At 68.1% G+C, this 20158-nt stretch carries 15 protein-coding genes and 1 pseudogene; 12 read left to right on the top strand and 4 right to left on the bottom strand.

The features are described 5' to 3' along the window. The 8 genes from phbB to RMO04_RS16845 all read left to right on the top strand — a co-directional run. Positions 1-684: acetoacetyl-CoA reductase (phbB, locus tag RMO04_RS16880; RefSeq protein ID WP_309645931.1), on the top strand; the 684-nt coding region annotated here is incomplete at its 5' end. 56 nt (positions 685-740) lie between these two features. Continuing rightward, the gene (locus tag RMO04_RS16875; RefSeq protein WP_309645930.1) at positions 741-1511 is read left to right on the top strand and encodes a DUF4908 domain-containing protein; all 771 of its coding nucleotides are present in this window, start codon (positions 741-743) and stop codon (positions 1509-1511) included. An 87-nt stretch (positions 1512-1598) separates the two neighbouring features. Then, positions 1599-2984: a PAS domain-containing protein gene (locus tag RMO04_RS16870; protein ID WP_309645929.1), complete on the top strand. Its 1386-nt coding sequence runs from the start codon at positions 1599-1601 to the stop codon at positions 2982-2984. 7 nt (positions 2985-2991) lie between these two features. Further along, positions 2992-4302, top strand: coding sequence for a citrate:proton symporter (locus tag RMO04_RS16865; protein WP_309645928.1), 1311 nt, complete (start codon positions 2992-2994; stop codon positions 4300-4302). A gap of 8 nt (positions 4303-4310) precedes the next feature. Then, complete coding sequence (locus RMO04_RS16860) at positions 4311-5315, top strand: alpha/beta hydrolase (protein WP_309645927.1); 1005 nt, start codon at positions 4311-4313, stop codon at positions 5313-5315. 71 nt (positions 5316-5386) lie between these two features. Beyond that, positions 5387-5854, top strand: coding sequence for a 2Fe-2S iron-sulfur cluster-binding protein (locus RMO04_RS16855; protein ID WP_309645926.1), 468 nt, complete (start codon positions 5387-5389; stop codon positions 5852-5854). Positions 5855-5856: 2 nt separating this feature from the next. Beyond that, a complete protein-coding gene (locus tag RMO04_RS16850; protein WP_309645925.1) occupies positions 5857-8049 on the top strand; it encodes a xanthine dehydrogenase family protein molybdopterin-binding subunit in 2193 nt (730 codons plus the stop codon). Positions 8050-8152: 103 nt separating this feature from the next. After that, positions 8153-11494, top strand: a complete 3342-nt coding sequence (locus RMO04_RS16845; RefSeq protein ID WP_309645924.1) for a carboxyl transferase domain-containing protein — start codon at positions 8153-8155, stop codon at positions 11492-11494. A gap of 2 nt (positions 11495-11496) precedes the next feature. Here the strand turns inward: RMO04_RS16845 and RMO04_RS16840 are convergent, their stop codons facing one another. Beyond that, positions 11497-12855, bottom strand: a complete 1359-nt coding sequence (locus RMO04_RS16840; protein ID WP_309645923.1) for a VWA domain-containing protein — start codon at positions 12853-12855, stop codon at positions 11497-11499. A gap of 4 nt (positions 12856-12859) precedes the next feature. Beyond that, positions 12860-13825, bottom strand: a complete 966-nt coding sequence (locus RMO04_RS16835; protein ID WP_309645922.1) for a MoxR family ATPase — start codon at positions 13823-13825, stop codon at positions 12860-12862. Positions 13826-13983: 158 nt separating this feature from the next. Here RMO04_RS16835 and RMO04_RS16830 point away from each other — a divergent pair, with 158 nt between their 5' ends. Continuing rightward, a complete protein-coding gene (locus tag RMO04_RS16830) occupies positions 13984-16347 on the top strand; it encodes an EAL domain-containing protein (RefSeq protein ID WP_309645921.1) in 2364 nt (787 codons plus the stop codon). 7 nt (positions 16348-16354) lie between these two features. Here RMO04_RS16830 and RMO04_RS16825 read toward each other — a convergent pair whose 3' ends face one another. Next, a complete protein-coding gene (locus RMO04_RS16825) occupies positions 16355-16975 on the bottom strand; it encodes a methylamine utilization protein (RefSeq protein ID WP_309645920.1) in 621 nt (206 codons plus the stop codon). A gap of 171 nt (positions 16976-17146) precedes the next feature. Between RMO04_RS16825 and RMO04_RS16820 the strand changes: the two genes are divergently transcribed. Together RMO04_RS16820 and RMO04_RS16815 are read left to right on the top strand one after the other, a co-directional pair. Then, on the top strand, positions 17147-18019 hold the full coding sequence (locus RMO04_RS16820; RefSeq protein WP_309645919.1) for a DUF3034 family protein: 873 nt from the start codon (positions 17147-17149) through the stop codon (positions 18017-18019). 10 nt (positions 18020-18029) lie between these two features. Then, positions 18030-18512 carry a group 1 truncated hemoglobin gene (locus RMO04_RS16815; protein WP_309645918.1) on the top strand — a complete coding sequence of 161 codons (483 nt, stop codon included), beginning with the start codon at positions 18030-18032 and terminating at the stop codon, positions 18510-18512. Here the strand turns inward: RMO04_RS16815 and RMO04_RS16810 are convergent. Continuing rightward, on the bottom strand, positions 18509-19600 hold the full coding sequence (locus RMO04_RS16810; protein ID WP_309645917.1) for a hypothetical protein: 1092 nt from the start codon (positions 19598-19600) through the stop codon (positions 18509-18511). The two genes, RMO04_RS16815 and RMO04_RS16810, sit on opposite strands and share 4 nt — an antisense overlap. A 155-nt stretch (positions 19601-19755) precedes the next feature. Between RMO04_RS16810 and RMO04_RS16805 the strand changes: the two are divergent. Continuing rightward, a pseudogene (locus RMO04_RS16805) lies at positions 19756-20158 on the top strand (cytochrome P450); the annotation flags it as partial.

The following is a 20158-nucleotide window of genomic DNA, read 5'->3' as shown; positions in this document are numbered from 1 at the left end:
GGCAGAGCGATCTGCGAGCGGCTCAAGGCCGACGGCATGAAGGTCGCCGCGGGCTATTCCGGCAATGAAGAGGCGGCCGTGGCCTGCGCCAGGGACCTCGGCGTCATGGTCGTGAAGGGCAATGTCGGCGTCTTCGACGACTGCAAGCGCGCGGTCGACGACGTCACCGCCGAGCTCGGCCCCATCGACATCCTGGTCAACAACGCTGGCATCACCCGCGACGGGGTGTTCCACAAGATGAGCCCGGAACAGTGGTCCGACGTCGTCCGGGTCAACATGGACTCGGTCTTCAACATGACCCGCCAGGTGATCGAGGGCATGCGCGAGCGGTCCTGGGGCCGGATCATCAACATCTCGTCGATCAACGGCCAGAAGGGCCAGATGGGCCAGACCAACTACTCGGCCGCCAAGGCCGGGGTGATCGGCTTCACCAAGGCGCTCGCCCTCGAGAACGCCCGCAAGGGCGTCACGGTCAACTGCATCGCACCGGGCTATATCGACACTGAAATGGTGCAGGCGGTGCCCGAGGCCGTGCTGGCCGGCATCATCGCCCAAATCCCCGTCGGACGGCTGGGCAAGGGCGAGGAGATCGCCGACATGGTGGCCTTCCTGGCCGGCGAACATGCCGGCTACGTGACCGGTTCGACCCTCTCGCTCAACGGCGGTCAGTACATGGCGGGCTAAAGCTTGGCGGCTGTCGTCCAAAAAGCGCCCCACTCGCGGAGCATCTGCTTCTCGTGATGGCGAGCGAAAGATCGGCGCATGCGTATCTGCACCTCCTCGTCGCGGCGCTCGCCGCGGCGGGCAGCCACGCCTGCGCGCCGCCCGCCTTGGCTGGTCCGGAGGTTCTTCGGGAGGGTCTGTTCGGCGACCGCCCTTCGCCGGGCCGCCGATCGATCCCGCCTGTCGCGCGGTATGTCAGCCAGGACGGCGACGGCTTCGTCCTGGACCGCAGCCAGCCGCGCGCGTTCCTGAAATTCGACGACAGCCCCGAGGTCTGGGCCCTGCACCCCCAGCCCGCGCCGCGCGGCGACGTCATCTATAAGAACGACCTGGGCGAGCCGATGCTACGGGCCACGCGGCTGGGCGGCCTGACCATCTTCACCGCCGACCGTCCCGGCGGCTCGCCCGCCGCCATGTCCGGCGGCGGCCTGACCCTTCGTCTGCCGGCCATGGGTCCCCAAGCGTTGCTGGAACGCCTGGCCCAGGCCAGCGCCAAGGCGACGCGCGCCGCGCGGCGCCTGATCCCCTTCGAGGCCGACGCCTCGCCGGCGTCGTCCGCGGTGGTGGCCGACGCGGCCATGGTCGCCGCCGAGGCCGTGGTGCGCATGTCACGCCGTCCGGACGGCAAGGGCCTGCTGGCGCGGTTCAAGAAGGTGAAGCTGGTTGAGGGTCGCAAGCCGTCGGCGGCGGTGCACGGCTCGGAGATGCGCATCACGGTCGCGCCGGGCGAGGGTCTGGCCGGGCGTCCGTCGTCAGACAAGATCATGCAAGCCGCCGGCTCGCGCTGACGCGACATCTCGGTCACATTTCGTGTTACGTGAAAGCTCGCGACGCTTAAGGTTGGGGCGCAGGCGGCTGGCGGGAGAGCACTGGGGTTGGGGAACGCGAACACCGCGCCGTCGATGATCGACCCGCCGTTCCGGGCGCTCGCCGACACCATGGCGCTGGGCATGGCGTTCCAGATCCTGGTGGCGCCCGGGGGCGAACGCCGCCGATTCATCTTCATCTCCGAGAGCTGCCAGGCCCTGAACGGCGTGAGCGCCGCTGACGCTCTGGCCGATCCGAGCGCGCTCTATGGCCTGATCGCGCCCGAGTATCGCGCGCGCATGGCCGAGGCTGAACGGCAAGCCGCGGAAGGCGGCGGGTCGTTCGACGTCGAGCTCGCTTTCAACCTCCCCGGCGGCGAGGTCCGCTGGAACCGGATCGCCTCGGCGCGACGGCTCGTTCCGTGGCCCGACGGTTCGGTGCTCTGGGACGGTATTCAGATCGACATCACGGAGCGCAAACGCGCCGAACTGGAACTGGAAGAGCAGCGCAACCACCTGGCCCTGGCGGTGGAAGCCACCGGCCTCGGCTTCTGGCGGTGGTCGCCCGGCGACGACAGTTTAACGTTGTCGGAGCGCAATAGGGCGATGTTCGGTCTGCCGTCGGGCGGCCCCGTGGACATGGCTCGCTACATGGAGGCCGTGCATCCCGACGACCGCGAGGTCATTCGGAAGGCCTACGCGGAGGCCCGGGCGCGGCCTGAGGGCGGCGATTTCTCCATGGAGTACCGCGCCGCCGCCCCGAACGGCGCGACCCGCTGGATCCTGGCCCATGCCCGACTGGTGTCCGAGCCTGGCGGCAAGTCGCTGGTGGTGGGCACCTCGCTGGACGTGACCGAACGGCGCGCGGCCGAAGAGCGCCATGCCCTGCTCACGCGGGAGATGGCGCATCGCGCCAAGAACGGCCTGGCGGTGGTCATGGCCATCGTCGCCCAGACCGCGCGCAACGCCGGCTCGGTGGAGCAGTATGCGGACCTGTTGACCGCCCGGCTGTCGTCCATGGCGGTTTCGCAGGACCTGATCACGGAGGGGGGCGGAGCCTCGCCGCACCTTGGCGATCTGCTGCGCAAGGTCCTGGCTCCTTTTGGACTGAGCCGCTTCGACATCGATCCCGACCTTGACCGGATGATGATCAGCGGCGAGATCGGCACGGGCGCGGCGCTACTGTTGCACGAAATGGCCACCAACGCGGTGAAGTACGGCGCCTTGAGCGCGCCTGCCGGCCGCGTGTTACTGAGCCGGCTAGGCTCGGAGGCGGGCCTGGCGCGGATGGCGTGGCGCGAGATCGGCGGCCCGCCACCCCGGCTTCCCAGCACACCGGGCTTCGGCACCAGGCTCATGCAGGCCGCGCTGCGCAATCAGGGCGGAAAGGTCGAGGCGCGGTTCGAGCCGGATGGCTTCCAGGCCCTGCTGGAATTCCCCACCGTCGCCGGATGAGATCGCGATGCTGACCCTGCTCGCCTTCGCCATGGTGGCGAGCTTCATGACCGTGATCATGACGGGCCGAGTCTCGGCCCTGGTGGCATTGATCGTGACGCCGGTGCTGTTCGGCGTGCTGGCGGGATTCGGGTCGGAACTGGGGCCAATGATGCTGGAAGGCGTCAGGAGCCTCGCGCCTACCGGCGTCATGCTGGCCTTCGCGATCCTCTATTTCGGCCTGATGACCGACGCAGGCCTGTTCGACCCCCTGGTGCGCCTCATCGTGCGTGTCGTGCACGGCGATCCCGTGCGGATCGTGGTCGGCTCCGCGGTTCTGGCCCTGCTGGTCTCCATGGATGGGGACGGGTCGACGACCTATCTGATCTGCTGCACCGCGATGATCCCCCTTTACCGCCGCATGGGCCTCAACCCGCTGATCCTGGCCTGCCTGCTGATGCTGGCCTGCGGAGTGACCAACATCACGCCATGGGGCGGTCCCACGGCCAGGGCGGCCAGCGCGCTCGGCTTGGAGCCCGCGGCCATCTTCGTGCCGATGATTCCCGCCATGCTGGCGGGCGCGGTGTTCATCCTGGCCGTCGCCTACGTTCTGGGCCGCCGAGAGCGTCGCCGCCTGGAGTGGCTGTCCGCTGACGGACGATTGCATGTCCCCGACGACCTCGCCGAGGATCTGGTGCGTGGCAACGACCTGACGGAGCGGCCCCGGCTGATCTGGCTGAACGCGGCGCTGACCGCGAGTCTGCTGGGGGCGCTGGTCGCCGGCCTGCTGCCGCTGCCGGTGCTGTTCATGATCGCCACAGCTTTGGCCCTGCTGCTGAACTATCCCTCGCTCGACGCCCAGAAGGCGCGGATCGCCGCCCACGCGCCGAACATCCTGCCGGTCATCACATTGATCTTCGCTGCCGGAATCTTCACCGGCGTGCTGAACGGCACCGGCATGACCGACGCCATGGCCGGCAGCGTGGTCGGCGCCATTCCGCCCAGCCTCGGTCCCTACATGGCGCCGATCACCGCCCTGATCTCGATGCCGTTCACCTTCTTCATCTCGAACGACGCCTTTTTCTTTGGCATCCTGCCAATTCTGTCGGAGGCGGCCGGCGCCTATGGGATCGCGCCAGAAGAAATGGCGCGGGCGGCGCTCACCAGCCAGGCGGTTCACCTGCTGTCGCCTTTGGTGCCGTCGACCTATCTGCTGGTCGGCCTGGTGCGGGTCGAGTTGGCGCAGCACCAGCGCTACACCCTGCCCTGGGCGGTGGGCCTGAGCCTGGTCCTGCTGGCCGCGGCGATCCTGACGGGCGTGACGCCCTTTTCGCGTTAGGCTGGGCCATGACCGCCAGACCCCGCCTCATCCTCCTCCTCGCCGCCGGCCTCGCGGCCCTGATGGTGAGCGGTTGCCAGGCCGCCCCCGGGCGGGATCCCGAGGCAACCGCCGGTCAGCTCGTGCGCCTGCCCGACGGTCGGCGGCTGAACCTGAGGTGTTCGGGCGCCGGATCGCCGACCGTGTTGCTGGAAAGCGGCTTCGCCGCCCCCTCGCTCGCCTGGGGCCGCGTCCAGCCCAAGATCGCCGCCACCAACCGCGTCTGCTCGTATGACCGCGCCGGATACGGCTTCAGCGACGAGGGCCCCGCGCCGCGCGACGGGGCGGCCACGGCGCGCGACCTGGACAACGCCTTGCGAGCCGCCCGAATCAAGGGACCGCTCGTGCTGGTCGGCCACTCGGCCGGCGGCCTCTATGTCCGCCTCTTCGCCGCACGTCGGCCGGAACAGGTGGCGGGCATGGTGCTGGTGGACACCTCCGTGGAGTTCCAGGACCGACGGCTCGCCGCGGCCTTCGGTCCTGGCGCCGGCGGCCTGGGGGCGATTCGCGACCGGGCGGTCCGTTGCCTGGAGGCCGCGGAACTCAAGGCCCTGCCCTCGCAGGCGGAGTCGCTGGTCGTCTGCACCCCAAAGGCGCGGGAGGGCCAGCCGCCGGAGACCATCGCCGCGCGCCTGGCAGAGGCGATGAGCCCTGCCAACTGGCGCACCCAAATCTCGGAGGTCGACACCCTGTGGGTCGAAACCTCGCGGCAGGTCGCCGCGGCGGGCGGGCTGGGCGACACGCCGCTGATCGTCCTGACCGCCGGTGACGCCTATGCCCAGGTCCCCGAGCCACACCGCACCAGGGCCAACGCCATCTGGGCCGGCCTGCACCGCGAGGTGGCGGCGCTTTCGACCCGGGGCGAACAACGGGTGGTGGCCAAGTCCTCGCACATGATGATCTTCGACCAGCCGGACGCCATCGTGGCGGCCGTGGCCGAGGTCACCGCGATGTCTCGCGCGCCGCGCCCATAGAATTCCTCCGCTTGCGGGTAGTGGCGCCAACCCACTAGGCTTCAACGAAACCAGATAGGGGAGGGTGCTCGATGGCCTTCAAGCTCAATGTGAACGGCAAGGCGCACTCCGCCGATGTGGATGGCGACACGCCGCTGCTCTGGGTGCTGCGCGACACCCTTGGCATCCTTGGCCCGAAGTACGGCTGCGGAATCGGCCAGTGCGGCGCCTGCACCGTCCATGTGGACGGGACGCCGGTGCGCTCCTGCTCGCTCCCGGTCGAAGGCGTGGGCGCGGCCAAGGTCGTCACCATCGAGGGGATCGGCGCCGATCCGGTGGGCAAGAAGGTCCAGGCCGCTTGGAGCGCCCTGGACGTGGCCCAGTGCGGCTATTGCCAGCCCGGCCAGATCATGTCGGCCACCGCCCTGATCAAGGGCAAGGCCAAGCCGGACGACGCGGACATCGACGCTGCGATGAGCGGTAACATCTGCCGTTGCGCCACCTACACCCGCATCCGGGCGGCTATCAAACAGGCCTCGGGCCAGAAGGCGCAGGCATAGTCATGGCCGCCGACGGAACCTTCCCCCTCAGCGCTTCGCGCCGCGACATCCTCAAGACCGGCGTGGGCGCCGGCGGCGGCCTCATGCTGGGCTTCGCCCTGGCCGGCAAGGGCGCGGCCCAGGCCGCGACGGCCAAGCTCAACACCTATGTCTCCATCGCCCCCGATGGGGCGGTGTCGATCATGGCCAAGAACCCCGAGGTGGGTCAGGGCATCAAGACCTCGCTGCCGATGATCATCGCCGAGGAGCTGGACGTCGATTGGGAGCAGGTGAAGAGCGTCCAGGCGCCCTCTGACCCGGCCCTCTACGGCCGTCAGTTCGCCGGCGGCAGCGCCGCGACCCCGCTGCACTGGGACGAGCTGCGGCGCGTTGGCGGGGCGGGGCGGGCCATGCTGGTGGCCGCCGCGGCCCAGGGCTGGGGCGTGCCGGCCGCTGACTGCACGACGGCGTCGGGCGTGGTTCATCACAAGGCCTCAGGCCGCAAGGCCACCTATGGATCGCTCGCCGCCAAGGCCGCGACCCTGCCGGCCCCGGACCTGAAGACCCTGACCCTGAAGGACCCCAAGGACTACAAGATCATCGGGCGCTCGATCGCCCAGGTCGACACCCCCGCCATCGTCACCGGCAAGCCACTGTTCGGTATCGACGTGGTCGTGCCCGGCATGCTGTACGCCACCTTCGAGAAGGCGCCGGTGTTCGGGGCCAAGGTGGCCAGCGCCGACCTCGAGGCCGCCAAGGCGGTCAAGGGCGTACGCCACGCCTTCGTGGTCGAGGGCGGGACCAGCCTGGACGGTCTGCTGCCCGGCGTCGCGGTGGTGGCCGACAGCTGGTGGGCGGCTCGCAAGGGCCGCGACAAGCTCAACATCAAGTGGGCCGAACACCCGACCTCGGGACAGTCCTCCCGGGGTTTCGCGGCCAAGGCGGTCGAGCTTTCCAAGGCCGCGCCCCTGCGCACTGAGCGCAATGACGGCGACGTGGATGGCGCGCTGAAGGGCGCGGTCAAGACGGTGGAGGCGGCCTACGCCTACCCCTTCCTGTCGCACGCCAATCTCGAGCCCCAGAACTGCACGGCGCAGTTCAAGGACGGCAAGTTCGAGATCTGGGCGCCGACCCAGAACCCGCAGCCCGGCCGCGAGCTGGTGGCCAAGACGCTCGGGGTGAAGAACGAGGACGTCTACATCCACATGGTTCGTTGCGGCGGCGGCTTCGGCCGGCGGCTGATGAACGACTACATGGTCGAGGCGGCCTGGATCGCCAAACAGGTCGGCGCGCCGGTGAAGCTGATCTGGACGCGTGAAGACGACATGCGCCATGACTTCTACCGCCCCGCCGGCTGGCACTTCCTGCAGGGCGGGGTGGACGCCAAGGGCGACATCGTCGGTTGGAAGGACCACTTCGTCTCGCTGGGCGAGAACGGGCAGTTCGGGCGCTCGGCCGGCATGGCGGCCCATGAGTTCCCCGCGCGCTTCGTGCCCAACTACCGTTACGACCTGTCGCTGATGCCTTGCGGCGTGCCGACCGGGCCGCTGCGGGCGCCGGGCTCCAACGCCATCGCCTTCGTGGTGCAGTCCTTCATCGACGAACTGGCCCACGCCGCCGGCGCCGATCCGGTGGCCTTCCGCCTGAAGCTGCTGGGCGACAAGTGCCTGGTCGGCGTCGTCGGCCGTGACGCCTACGACGCCGGCCGGATGGCCGGCGTGCTGAAACTGGTCGCCGAGAAGTCCGGCTGGGGCCGCAAACTGCCCAAGGGCTCTGGCCTGGGGGTGGGCTTCCACTTCAGCCACCTGGGCTACTTCGCCGAGGTGGTGGAGGTGAAGGTGGCCGGTGATGGCGCGGTCGAGCTGGTGAAGGTCTGGGTGGGCGCCGATGTGGGCCGTCAGATCATCAATCCCTTCGGCGCGCTGAACCAGATCGAGGGCTCGGTTCTGGACGGTATTTCCGAGGCCCTGACCCAGCAGGTCACCATCGAGAACGGCGCGGCGGTGCAGTCCAACTTCAACGACTACCCGCTGATCCGGATCAGCGCGGCCCCGCCGATCGAGACGCACTTCGTCAAGTCCGACAACTCGCCGACTGGTCTCGGCGAACCGGCGCTGCCGCCGGTGATCCCCGCCCTGTGCAACGCGATCTTCGCGGCGACCGGCAAGCGGATCCGCCAACTGCCCATCGATGCGGCGATCCTGGGGACCGCCTAGCCTCGGCCCAAGAGCGATGTTCGGCGGGCTGCTCCGGAAGGCGTAGACGCGGACGCCTTGCCCCGGGCAAGGTGTCAAACAAACGTTCGCCGGGGATGGATCCGTGAAGAAGCTTCTGATCGCCAATCGTGGCGAGATCGCCGTTCGGATCGCCCGCACCGCCGCCGAAATGGGGATCGCCACCCTGGCGGTCTATTCCGAGGACGACGCCGCCTCGCTGCATACGCGCAAGACCGACGCGGCGGTCGCGCTGAAGGGTTCGGGCCCCGCCGCCTATCTCGATGGGGCGCAAATCCTGGCGGCGGCGAAGGCGGAGGGCTGCGACGCCATCCATCCTGGCTATGGCTTCCTGTCGGAGAACGCCGCCTTCGCGCGCGCTTGCGCCGAGGCCGGCGTGACTTTCGTCGGCCCCTCGCCCGAGACCCTGGATCTGTTCGGCGACAAGGGAGCGGCCCGGGCCCTGGCCGCGCGGTGCGACGTGCCGATCCTGCCCGGCACCGCTGGCGCGACGACGCTGGCGGAGGCGCAGACCTTCCTCGCCAACCAGGGCGAGGGCGGCGCGGTGATGGTGAAGGCCGTGTCCGGCGGCGGGGGGCGCGGCATGCGGCCCGCGCAATCTGCGGCCGAGCTTGGCGAAGCCTTCGAGCGGTGCGCCTCCGAGGCTCAGGCGGCGTTCGGCGATGGGTCGCTGTATGTCGAGGCCTTCATGGCCCGGGCGCGCCACATCGAGGTGCAGATCGTCGGCGACGGCCATGTGGTCTCCCACCTCTGGGACCGGGAATGCAGTCTCCAGCGCCAGCGGCAGAAGGTGATCGAGATCGCCCCGGCCGACACGCTGCCGATGGAGACCCGCGAGCGGCTGTTCGAGGCGGCGATCGCACTCGGCCGCGCCGCGCGCTACCGCAACCTGGGCACGGTCGAGTTCCTGGTGGAAGGCGAGCGGATCGTCTTCATCGAGGCCAATCCTCGGCTTCAGGTCGAGCATACGGTCACGGAGGAGGTCACCGGTCTCGATCTCGTTCGTATACAGATTGAAGTCGCGCGTGGCCGCTCGCTGGCTGATCTGAACCTCACCCAGGCCGAAGTTCCGCGACCGCGCGGCGTGGCGGTGCAGGCCCGGGTGAACCTGGAAACCATGTCGGCCGACGGCTCGGCCAAGCCGTCTGGCGGGCTGCTCACAGCCTTCGAGCCGCCGTCAGGCCCTGGCGTTCGCGTCGACGGCTTCGGCTACGCCGGCTACCGCACCAGCGCGCGGTTCGACTCGTTGCTGGCCAAGCTGATCGTCCATGCCGGATCGGGCGGCCTTCCGGTCGCCGTGGCCAAGGCGCGCCGCGCCCTTTCGGAATTCAAGATCGCCGGAGCGGCGACCAACATCGGCTTCCTGCAAAGCCTGCTGGCCCATCCGGCGGTGGCCGCGGGACAGGTCCATACGCGCTTCATTGAAGAAGCCATGGGCGAGTTGGCGGCGAGCGCCGAGGCGCCCCGGCTTTACTTCGAAACCCAGGCGTCGGGCGCCCAGGCCAAGCGGGCAGGCGCGGCGGTGGACACCCTCGACCCCCTGGCCGTGCTGACCCACGGCAAGGCCGAGGCGGTGATCGAGGACGTCGAGGAGGCGCTGGAGGGCCCGGAGGGGACCCAGGCGCTGCGGGCTCCGCTGCAGGGCACGGTGATTGGCCTTTCGGTCTCGGTTGGCGACACCGTGCTGGCCGGCCAGCCGCTGTTCGTCATGGAGGCCATGAAGATGGAGCACGTCATCGCCGCCGACGTCTCCGGCGTGGTGCGCGAGATCACCGTGGCGGAGGGCGACACCGTCTTCGAAGGTCACCCCCTGGCCTTCCTGGAGCCGGTCGAGATGGCGGCCGGCGGCCGGGTGAAGGAGGAGGTCGTCGACCTGGACTTCATCCGTCCCGACCTGGCCGAGGTGCTGGACCGACACGGCCGGACATTGGACCCGGCGCGGCCCGACGCCGTGGCGCGCCGGCGCAAGACCAATCAACGGACGGCGCGGGAAAATGTCGAGGACCTGCTCGATCCCGGCAGCTTCACCGAATACGGATCGCTGGTGGTGGCCGCGCGCCGCCGCCGCAACACCCTGGACGAACTGATCGCCCAGACCCCGGCCGACGGCATGATCATGGGCCTGGGCTCGGTCAACGGCGACCGGTTCTCGCAGGACAAGTCCCGCGTGGCGGTCATGGCCTATGACTACACCGTGCTCGCCGGCACCCAGGGGGGTAACAACCACTGGAAGCTGGACCGGATGAGCGAGCTGGCCCTGCGCTGGCGGGTGCCGACCGTGTTCTTCACCGAGGGCGGCGGGGGCCGGCCCGGCGACACCGAGGGCGGCGGGTTCACGCGGGGCTTCGAGCTCTGGGGCAGGCTGTCTGGCGCGGTGCCCCTGGTGGGGATCAATTCCGGTCGGTGCTTCGCGGGCAATGCCGCCATCCTGGGCTGCTGCGACGTCATCATCGCCACCAAGGACTCGGCCCTGGGCATGGGCGGCCCGGCCATGGTGGAGGGCGGCGGCCTGGGCGTCTTCCGACCCGAGGAGATCGGTCCGGTCAAGGTCATGCAGGCCAACGGCACGATCGACGTCCTGGCCGAGGACGAGGCCGACGCCGTGCGCCTGGCCAAACAGTATATCTCCTACTTCCAGGGGCCGGTGGCGGAGTGGACCTGCGCCGACCAGCGCCTGCTGCGCCGGGCGATCCCCGAGAACCGCTTACGGGTCTATGACATCCGCAAGCTGATCGCGCTCATCGCCGACGAGGGTTCGGTGCTGGAGCTGCGGCCCAATTTCGGCCTGGCCATGGTCACCGCCTTCATCCGCATCGAAGGACGCCCGGTCGGCGTCTTCGCCAACAATCCGCATCACATCGGCGGCGCCATCGACTCCGACGCCTCCGACAAGGCCGCCCGCTTCATGCAGTTGTGCGAGGCCTTCGACATCCCGCTGCTGTCGCTGTCGGACACGCCCGGCAACATGGTGGGACCGGAAGCGGAGAAAACCGGCCTGATCCGTCACTGCTCGCGGCTGTTCGTCATCGGCGCCAACCTGACCGTGCCGCTGTTCTCGGTGATCCTGCGCAAGAGCTACGGCCTGGGCGCCATCGCCATGACCGGCGGCAGCTACCAGGGGTCGATGTTCGCCGTCTCCTGGCCGACCGGCGAGTTCGGCGGCATGGGCCTGGAGGGCTCGGTCAAGCTGGGCTACCGCAACGAGCTGGCCGCCATCGAGGATCCGATGGCGCGGAAGGCCAAGTTCGACGAGATGGTCGCCGCCGCCTATGCGCGGGGCAAGGCCCTATCCCAAGCCACCAGCCCGGCCCTGGACGACGTCATCGACCCCGCTGACACGCGCCGGTGGATCATGTCAGGGCTAAAGGCCTTGCCGCCGATCCCTGTACGGACGGAGAAGAAGTTGCGCTGGATCGATAGCTGGTAGGCCTAGTGCGGCACATACGTTCGCAGCACGTCCTCGATGATCCGTTCCAGCTGGCCCAGGGTGTTGCAGGTCTTGGCCACGTGGCAGAAGCGCTCATAGCGGTGCATGACGCTGTCGCCCTGGCTCCAGTAGCTCTCGGGCTCGGGGTTCAGCCAGATGACCGAGCGGGCGCGCTTGTGGATAGTGGCCATCAGGTCCATGCGCGGGTCGGCGTAGTTGGAACGCCCGTCCCCCAGGAAGATCACCGTGGTGTGGCTGTCCACGTGATCGAGGTGGTTCTCGCAGAAGTCCTCCAGCGACTTGCCATAGTCGGTCTGCTGGAAGCCGATGCGCTTCAGCACCTCGAAGATCGCGACGTCGACATGCTCGTCGTCGAGGATGTCGTTGACGCTGATCAGTCGGCCGGAGAACGCATAGGCCTCCATCCGGTCGACCACCTCGTTGAGCGAATAGAGGAAGGTCAGCAGGAACTGAGCGGCGGCGGCCACCGACTTGGACACGTCGCAGATGCAGACGATCGACGGTTTGTCGATCTTCTCGGTCTTCCAGATGATCTCGAACGGCATGCCGCCGTAGGGCATGGACTTCCGCAGGGTGCGGCGGATGTCCATGTGGCCCTTCTTGGCGCGGTTGCGGCGGCGCGAATAGCGGTCGGCCAACCGCTTGGCCATCTTCTTTACCAGGGCCTGCATCATCGCCTGGTCGACGGGATCGATGCCGCCCTCGGCGTTCAGCGCCTTCCGGGCCAACAGTTCCTCGCGCAGCATCTTGCCCGAGCCTGAGGCGTAGAGGTTGTGCTGACGCTCGACATAGCGTTGCGCCTCGGCGGCCAGGCGCCGCTTGCCCGCCTCCAGCCGGTCCGCCGCGTCGCCGCCGCCTTCCAGCTTGCGCGCCGCGGAGATGATCGACTCGATCTCCGCCAGGCCCATCTCCTCCAGCAGCCGGCGGCTCATGCGGGATCGCTGGGTGGTCAGGCGGATCTGCGAGACCTGGGCGCGCTCGGCGGCTTCCTCCATGGCCTGGGCGAGACCCGTGGCATCGCCCTCCATGATCATGCGGGTCAGCTCGGACTCGGCGGCCTCGGGCGGCAGGCCGTCCATGGGGTCACCGTCGCCGCGTTGCGGCGGCGGCTCGGCGGGGGCCAGCGAGTCACGGCTGAAGAACGTGTCGAACACGTCGTCGAAGCGGCCCACCTCGTCGGCGGTCTTGGCGAGCGTCGCGCAAAGGGCGTCCTTGAACAGCTCGCGGTCCGAAAAGCCCACCGTCGCCACCGTGCGGTGGGCGTCGATGGCCTCGGCGGGTGAGACCTTCACATCCGCGGCGCGCAGGGCGCGGAAGAAGTCTTCCATGGCCGCTTGCATGGCCCTAGCTCACCGGGCGGCGGATCAGCTCGACGATCTGCGGCTCCACCGCGGCGATGTCCTGCTCGAACTTCAGCAGCACATTGAGGGTGTCGCGCACGACCTCGCCATCCAGGCTGGACGCGTTGAGCAGGATCAGCGCGCGGGCCCAATCCACGGTCTCGGAGATGGAGGGCGACTTGCGCAGGTCGAGCGTGCGGAGTGACTGGACGAAGTCGACCAGCTGGGTCGCCAGCGTCGCCTCGATGTCCGGCACCCGGCTGGCGACGATCCGCCGCTCCAGGGCCGCGTCGGGCAGGGGGATGTGCAGGTGCAGGCAGCGGCGCTTGAGCGCGTCGCCCAGGTCGCGGACGTTGTTGGAGGTCAGGAACACCAAGGGCGGAGTCTTGGCGACCATCACGCCCAGCTCGGGGATCGACACCTGGTAGGCCGACAGCACCTCCAGCAGGAAGGCCTCGAAGGCCTCGTCCGACTTGTCGATCTCGTCGATCAGCAGGACGCAGCCATTGTCCTCACGCAGCGCCTTCATCAGCGGCCGCGGCTCCAGGAAAGGTTCGGAGAAGAACAGGTCGCCCATGCCATGCAGCCGCTCCATGGCCGCGTCCATGTCCTTGGCGTCGGAGAGCTGCTCGCCCATCCGGTCCTTGAGGATCTGGGTGTAGAGGAGCTGCTTGCCGTACTTCCACTCGTACAGGGCCTTGGATTCGTCGAGGCCCTCGTAACACTGCATGCGGATCAGCGGCAGGCCGAGCAGGTTGGCCGTCGACAGCGCCAGCTCCGTCTTGCCCACCCCGGCCGAACCCTCGACCAGGATCGGCTTTTGCAGGTGCACGGACATGTAGAGTGCCGTGGCGATGCGCTTGGAGGCGATATAGCCGACATCGGCCAGGCCCTGGATCAGGGCGTCCACCGAAGTGAGATAAGGAGACGTCGCGACGGGAGCGACCGCCACGGTCGGGGTAATGGTCAAAACCTGAATCTCTCAAATGTGACGCGCAACCGCGTCGGGAAGGCCTTCAATGCGCCGAGTGTGCCAAGGCGCCGCCATGCGATGCAACCCCAATCCCCCAGGAGCGCGCCGAGCTTTGCTTTACCCGGACTTCACTTCCTTCGCCGATATTGCGGTTAATGCGCAACCTGGTCACTTCCATCGTCGGACGTCTGCCCCGGTTCCAGCGCCTGCGGACCAAGCTGGCGGTGCTGTACGCGGCGCTGTTCGGCGTGGCGCTGCTGCTGGTTTCGGGCGCGGTCTATTCGGCGATCAGCAGTGCGGCTCAACGACAGGTCCGGGACGAGCTGACCTCGTCGGGCACGGTGTTCGACCGCGTCTGGTCGATGCGCTCGGAGCAGCTCCACCAAGGCGCCGTGCTGCTGTCGAAGGACTTCGGCTTCCGCGAGGCCGTGGCCACACGTGACGAGGCGACGATCGTCTCGGCGATGGAGAATCTGCGCCAACGGTTCCGTATCGACCTTGCCTTCATTGTCGGCGTCGACGGCCAGGTGACCGCGGCCGACCCCGCCGCCCTCAACCCCAACGCCGACGCCCTGGTCGACGCGATGTACCAGCAGGACGAGCCAAACGGGGTCTTCGTCCTGAACGGCGCGCCCTATCAGATGGTCGCCGCCCCCATCATGTCGCCCGACCTCGTCGGCTGGGTGGTGTTCGCCGCGCGGCTTGACCGTACCGAGATGTCGGCGCTCGAGAAGCTATCGGCCATCCCGCTGAACGCCAACGTCCTGTACCGCTCAGGCAAGGCGTGGAGCGCGCAGCTCGCCGCCGGCCGGGACGATCAGGCGCGGCTGGGCGCATTCATCGACGGCGCTCTGGCGGCCAAGTCCCGCGCGCCCGCCATCCTGGCGACCCCGCAGGGCGATTCCATCGGCCTGGTGAAGTCGCTGCCGTCGCTTACCGGCAAGGACGGCGCGGTCCTCGTTCTGACCTATCCTCTGGCCCTGGCTCTCGCGCCCTACAACCCCCTGCTCGCCACGATCGCGATCACTGGCCTTTTGGGTCTGGCGCTGGTGGTGGCGGGAAGTTGGGCCCTGGCGCGGGGCGTCACCCAGCCGATCTCGGCCCTGGCCATCGCCGCCAATCGCCTGCGTCAAGGCGAGGACGGCCATGTGGAGGTCGAGAGCCACGACGAAATCGGCCATCTGGCCGAGAGCTTCAACGTGATGGCCACCGAGATCCGCGAGCGCGAGCGGCGGATCACGCATCTGGCGCTGCATGACGCCGAGACCCATCTCCCCAACCGTCTGTCATTGGAGCAGGCGATCGAAGGCCTGAACGCGACCGAGGGCGGGACCTTCTACGCCGCCTTGCTGGGTGTTGATCGCTTTTCCCACGTGCGCGGCGCCATCGGCTACGCCCTGGCGGCTCAGGCCATCCGCCAGGTCGGCGAACGGCTGGCGGACCTGCGGCCCAAGGCCTTCGTTGCGCGGATCTCGACCGATGTCCTGGGCATGGCCTTCGAGGCAGCTGACGACGATGCGGCCCAGATCGAGATGGCGCGGCTGCTGCGCCAGCTGGAACAGCCGTTGCGGATCGGCGGCGACGCCATCGACGTGGCCCTGACGGTCGGGCTCTCGGCGTTCGCGCCGGGCGAGCCGGGCGGGGCGGCCATCGAGCGGGCCAACATCGGCCTCGACCAGGCGAGGGCCGCGCGCAAGAAGCTCGCCTTCTTCGACGCCGAGGCCTACGGCGATCCATCCTCGAATTTAGCCTTGATGAGCGGCATGCTCTGGGCCCTGCGCTCGGGCCATATCGAACTCTACCACCAGCCGAAGTACGACCTGCGCAGTCGTGGCGTGAACGGCGTTGAGGGCCTGGTCCGCTGGCGCCACCCCACCCGGGGCCTGCTGCGGCCGGACCTGTTCATCCCGATGGCCGAGGAGACCGGCCATATCCGGACGCTCACCGACTGGGTGCTGAAACAGGCCATCGCCGACCAGATCAAGATGGACCGCGCCGGCCACCAGTTGGAGATGTCGGTCAACATCTCGGGCCGCCTGCTGGGCGACCGCGACTTCGCCGATTTCGTCGACCGCACGGTGGGCGAGGCGCGAGGGCAGCTGTGCTTCGAGATCACCGAGACGGCGGTCATCGAGAACCCTGACATGGCGCTGGAGATCCTGGACCGCTTCCGCGCGGCGGGGATCAGCATCTCGATCGACGACTTCGGATCGGGTCTCTCGTCCCTGGCCTATCTGAAGCAGATCAAGGGTCACGAGTTGAAGATCGACAAGTCGCTGATCACCGACCTGACGGAGAGTCAGCGCGACGCCCTGATCGTGCGCTCGACCATCGACCTGGCCCACAGCCTGGGCCTGAAGGTCACCGCCGAGGGCGTGGAGACGGCAAATGCCTTCCAACTCCTGGCCGCCATGGGCTGCGACAGCATCCAGGGCTATCTGATCGCCAAGCCTATGCCTTTCAAGGAACTGCTGAGCTTCCTCAACGAGGACCGCGACACCCAGCGCAGCTACGGCTGACGGAGGCTCAGTGCGGGTGGTTAGCCGGCGTGGGGCGCAGGTCGACGCTGAGCGTGGTCTTCGCGCCCGCAGCGGCGACCGTCACCGGCTTCACCACCTGATTGCGGGTGGTCTTCATCAGCGGGTGCCAGACGGTCATCTGGTGGGCGGCGGCCGGCAAGCCACGCAGGACGGCCACGCCGTCGGCGCCGGTCTTGGCCGCATGGGGCGTGTCGACCACATAGACGTAGGCGATCATCTGGTCGTGGATGTTGCAGCCCAGGGGCACGACGCCGACCTTGTCGAAACGAACGCTGCGCGCCTCTTCCTTGCCGTACAGCTTGAGCTCGAACTTCTTCACCGGTGAGAAGGAGTAGACGTGGTGACGCACGGTGTCCTTGTTCGGAAAGGTCACGTCCGAGCCCACCGGAACGATCAGCACGAAGGGATCGAACTGGATACTCCGCTGGCTCACCGAATAGGGCCAGGTGAAGCGGATTGGGGCGACGGCGCCACTGGCCTTGATCGTCACCACGGCGTCGCGGACGGGACGGCCCGCCGCGTCGCGGATGCTGACGGCGAGGTCGGCGGCGGCCGCGGGCGACGACAGGACCATGGCGGCGAGGCAGGCGAAAATTGTGGTGCGCATGTCGACGACTATACGACCGAACGGCGATTCGGGCAGACACGGAGCACTATACCAAGAGTAGTGTTACCGCTGCCTACAATGTCGGCAGGTCTACGCAAAATAAAGATTTTCCGGCGAATCTGCGAAAGGCGCGCCTATTCCAGATTGCGCGTCGCATTCGGGACGGACGTGATGACACGGGTGGTCGCGGCGCTGGGCGCCGTCTTGGCGATGTCGGGGGGCGCGGCGAGCGCCGCCGATCTGGTCCCGAGCGGCAAGCTGCTGCTGACCGGCGGCGTGACCAATATCGAGGGCGCCGGTGGCGGCGGCCTGGCCAGCTGGGCCACCATCACCGGCTATGAAACCCGCGATGGGATCGGCGCCAATATCCACGCGACCAATGTCAGCCTGCCGGACTACAAGTTCCGCGCCTATGGCGCCGCGGTCGGCTTCTACGACCGGGTCGAGCTGTCCTACGCGCACCAGGAATTCGACACCGGGGCGACGGGCGCCAAGCTGGGCCTCGGCGACGGTTTCACCTTCAAGCAGAACGTGGTGGGGGCCAAGCTCCGGGTGCTGGGCGATGCGGTCTACGACCAGGACCGGCTCATGCCGCAGGTGGCGGTGGGCGTGCAGTTCAAGCGCAACGACCAGGGCGCCATCGTCCGGGCCGTGGGCGGGAAGGATCACCAGGGGGTCGACTACTATGTGGCCGCCACCAAGGTGCTGCTGAACGAGAGCCTGGTGCTGAACGGGACGGTGCGGCTGACCAAGGCCAACCAGACCGGCTTGCTGGGCTTCGGCGGCGATAAGGACGACAGCTACTCGGCACAGTTCGAGGGCTCGGCCGGCTATCTGGTCTCCAAGCGCCTGTTGGTCGGCGCGGAGTACAGGACCAAGCCCAACAACCTCGGCTTCGCCAAGGAAGACGACTGGTTCGACGTGTTCGCGGCCTATGCGGTGAACAAGAATCTCTCGGTCACCGTGGCCTATGCCGACCTCGGCAACATCGCCACATTCAAGGACCAACGCGGCCTCTATGTCTCGCTGCAGGCCGGGTTCTAGGGAGCGCCGCATGTTCATCCGCAGGCTGATCTTCGTGTCCGCCCTGGCCGCCGCATCGCCCGTGGCGGCGCAGGTGGAAAAGCCGGTCGATCCCTATGTGCAGTCCAACGCCAACGCGGGGGCGACGCCGTTCACGGGCGAGCAGCTGCTGGCGGCGTTCCACGGCCAGGACGGCGTGGGTCGGATCGTCGACGCGACCATCGACCAGGGCATCGTCGACCCCCGCACCGCGGAGATCTTCAAGGCCACCGACCTGGTCCGCCTGCGCCGCACCTTGAAGGAGCAGATCGCCTACCTGCTGGGCGCACCGGTGACCTACACGGGCCGCGATATGAAGTCGTCTCACAAGGATCAGGGGATCAACACCGCCGAGTTCAACGCCCTGGTCGAACACATGCAGCACGCCATGGACAAGGAGGGCGTGCCCTACCGCGCCCAGAACCAGCTCCTGTCCAAGCTGGCCCCCATGAAGCGCGACGTGGTGACCCGCTAGGCGTATCCCAGGCCGTAGGGCCGGTAGGGGCCGGCGATGAGCTGTTCGAAGACACCCATGCCCTTCAGCGACTCTCCGCCTGGCAGGCTTAGGGTGACCCGGCTGAGCGCCTGGATGTGAATGTGCTGCGGTAGGGCCATGTCGACGGTGGCCAGGTCGATATCTTCCCGCTCCACCACCAGTTCGCCCTTGAAGCCGCCGTGCCGCCACTCGGGGTGGCCGTAGCCTATCCCGCGCATCAGGAAGGTCAGGAACGGCTCGAACCTTATGCTGGCCGAACCCTGGGCCAGGGGGACGTTCAGCGTTCCACCGCGGGCGTGGCGCGTGCCCGCGACCAGACTGACATCCTCCATCACCGCATGTTCGGTCTCGTGGAAGCCGTCGGGCCCCGCGCCGTCAGGGGCGATGACGGCGCGGGTGTTCCAGGCCTTGCCGTCGGGGTCGGCGTTGATGTGGAAGAACACGCTGCGGTCGGCGAAGTTGAGCGGCGTCCACTGCCAGAAGAAGCCGCCGATGGTCTGCGGCACCGGGGGCTGTGGGTCCGGCGCCCCGATGGGGCGCACGCCCCAGGAGCGGTCACGGGTGCCCGTCGTACCGGTCGCCAGGTCGCGCCGCACGCCGTCGACCTCGATCCAACCCGTGCAGCGAACGTTCTGGGTCAGCCGGGTGTAGTCCATGAAGGCGCGCGGGCCGTTGCGGCGGATGAAGCGCGGCTCCTCGACCGGAAAGCTGCGGCCCTCGAAGACGATCTCGGCGGCGAAGCCGTTCGAGGGCTCCACGGTGACCTTTAACTTCTGCAGCGGCTCCAGGACCTCGATGCGGATCGGGCCGCAGCTCAGGTCCATTCGCTCCATGTGCAGGATGCGGCTTGCGTGCAGGCAGTACTGCACTCCGTCGCGGACCACGGAGAAGTGGGCGTCGGCGATGTTGAGGTGCGGGTAGACCCCAAAGGCGGCGGCGAAGAACTCCGTCCCGTCCGGGTCGTAGCCGTTGAAGAAATAGCGGTCGTAGAAATTGCGGTCGGTGCCGGAGAAGGCGATGGGCTCAGGGGTCTGGTGGATCGGGTAGTCATCGGCCTTGGTCAGCATGGGGCGTCCTCCGGGGCGGCGATCTGTGTTCTATGTATTGCGACCGCGCGTGTCGGCGCAGTATCAAGTGAACAAAGATAACAAGACAAGGGAGGACGCCCTGCTCTGACGCCACGTAAGGTTACGGGGCGCTCTCGGTGGGCTGGGCGATGTAGATGAGCGCCAAGAATTTTCGTATTCCAGATGACTATGCCGCCACCTTGGTCGACCCCACGGCCTATGCCGACGGTCGCATCCACGAGACCTATGCCTGGCTGCGCGCCAACAATCCGCTCGGCCGTGCCGAGATCGAGGGCGTCGATCCCTTCTGGGTGGCCACCAAGCACGCCGACATCCTGGAGGTCAGCCGCCAGAACGCCCTCTACGCCAACGGCGTGCGCTCTCCGACCCTAGTCAGCCAGGCGGTGGACACCCGCGTTCGCGAGATGACGGGCGGCAGCCCGCACCTGCTGCGCACCCTGATCCATATGGATGCGCCTGATCACATGAAGTACCGGGTCCTGACCCAGGCCTGGTTCCTGCCGCAGAACCTGCGCAGCATGGAAGACCGCATCCGCA

The organism is Phenylobacterium sp., from assembly GCF_031412415.1.
In the GTDB taxonomy this organism is placed as follows: domain Bacteria; phylum Pseudomonadota; class Alphaproteobacteria; order Caulobacterales; family Caulobacteraceae; genus Phenylobacterium.
Note: the sequence above shows the minus strand (reverse complement) of the source record. Positions and strands in the feature narration are given on the sequence as shown.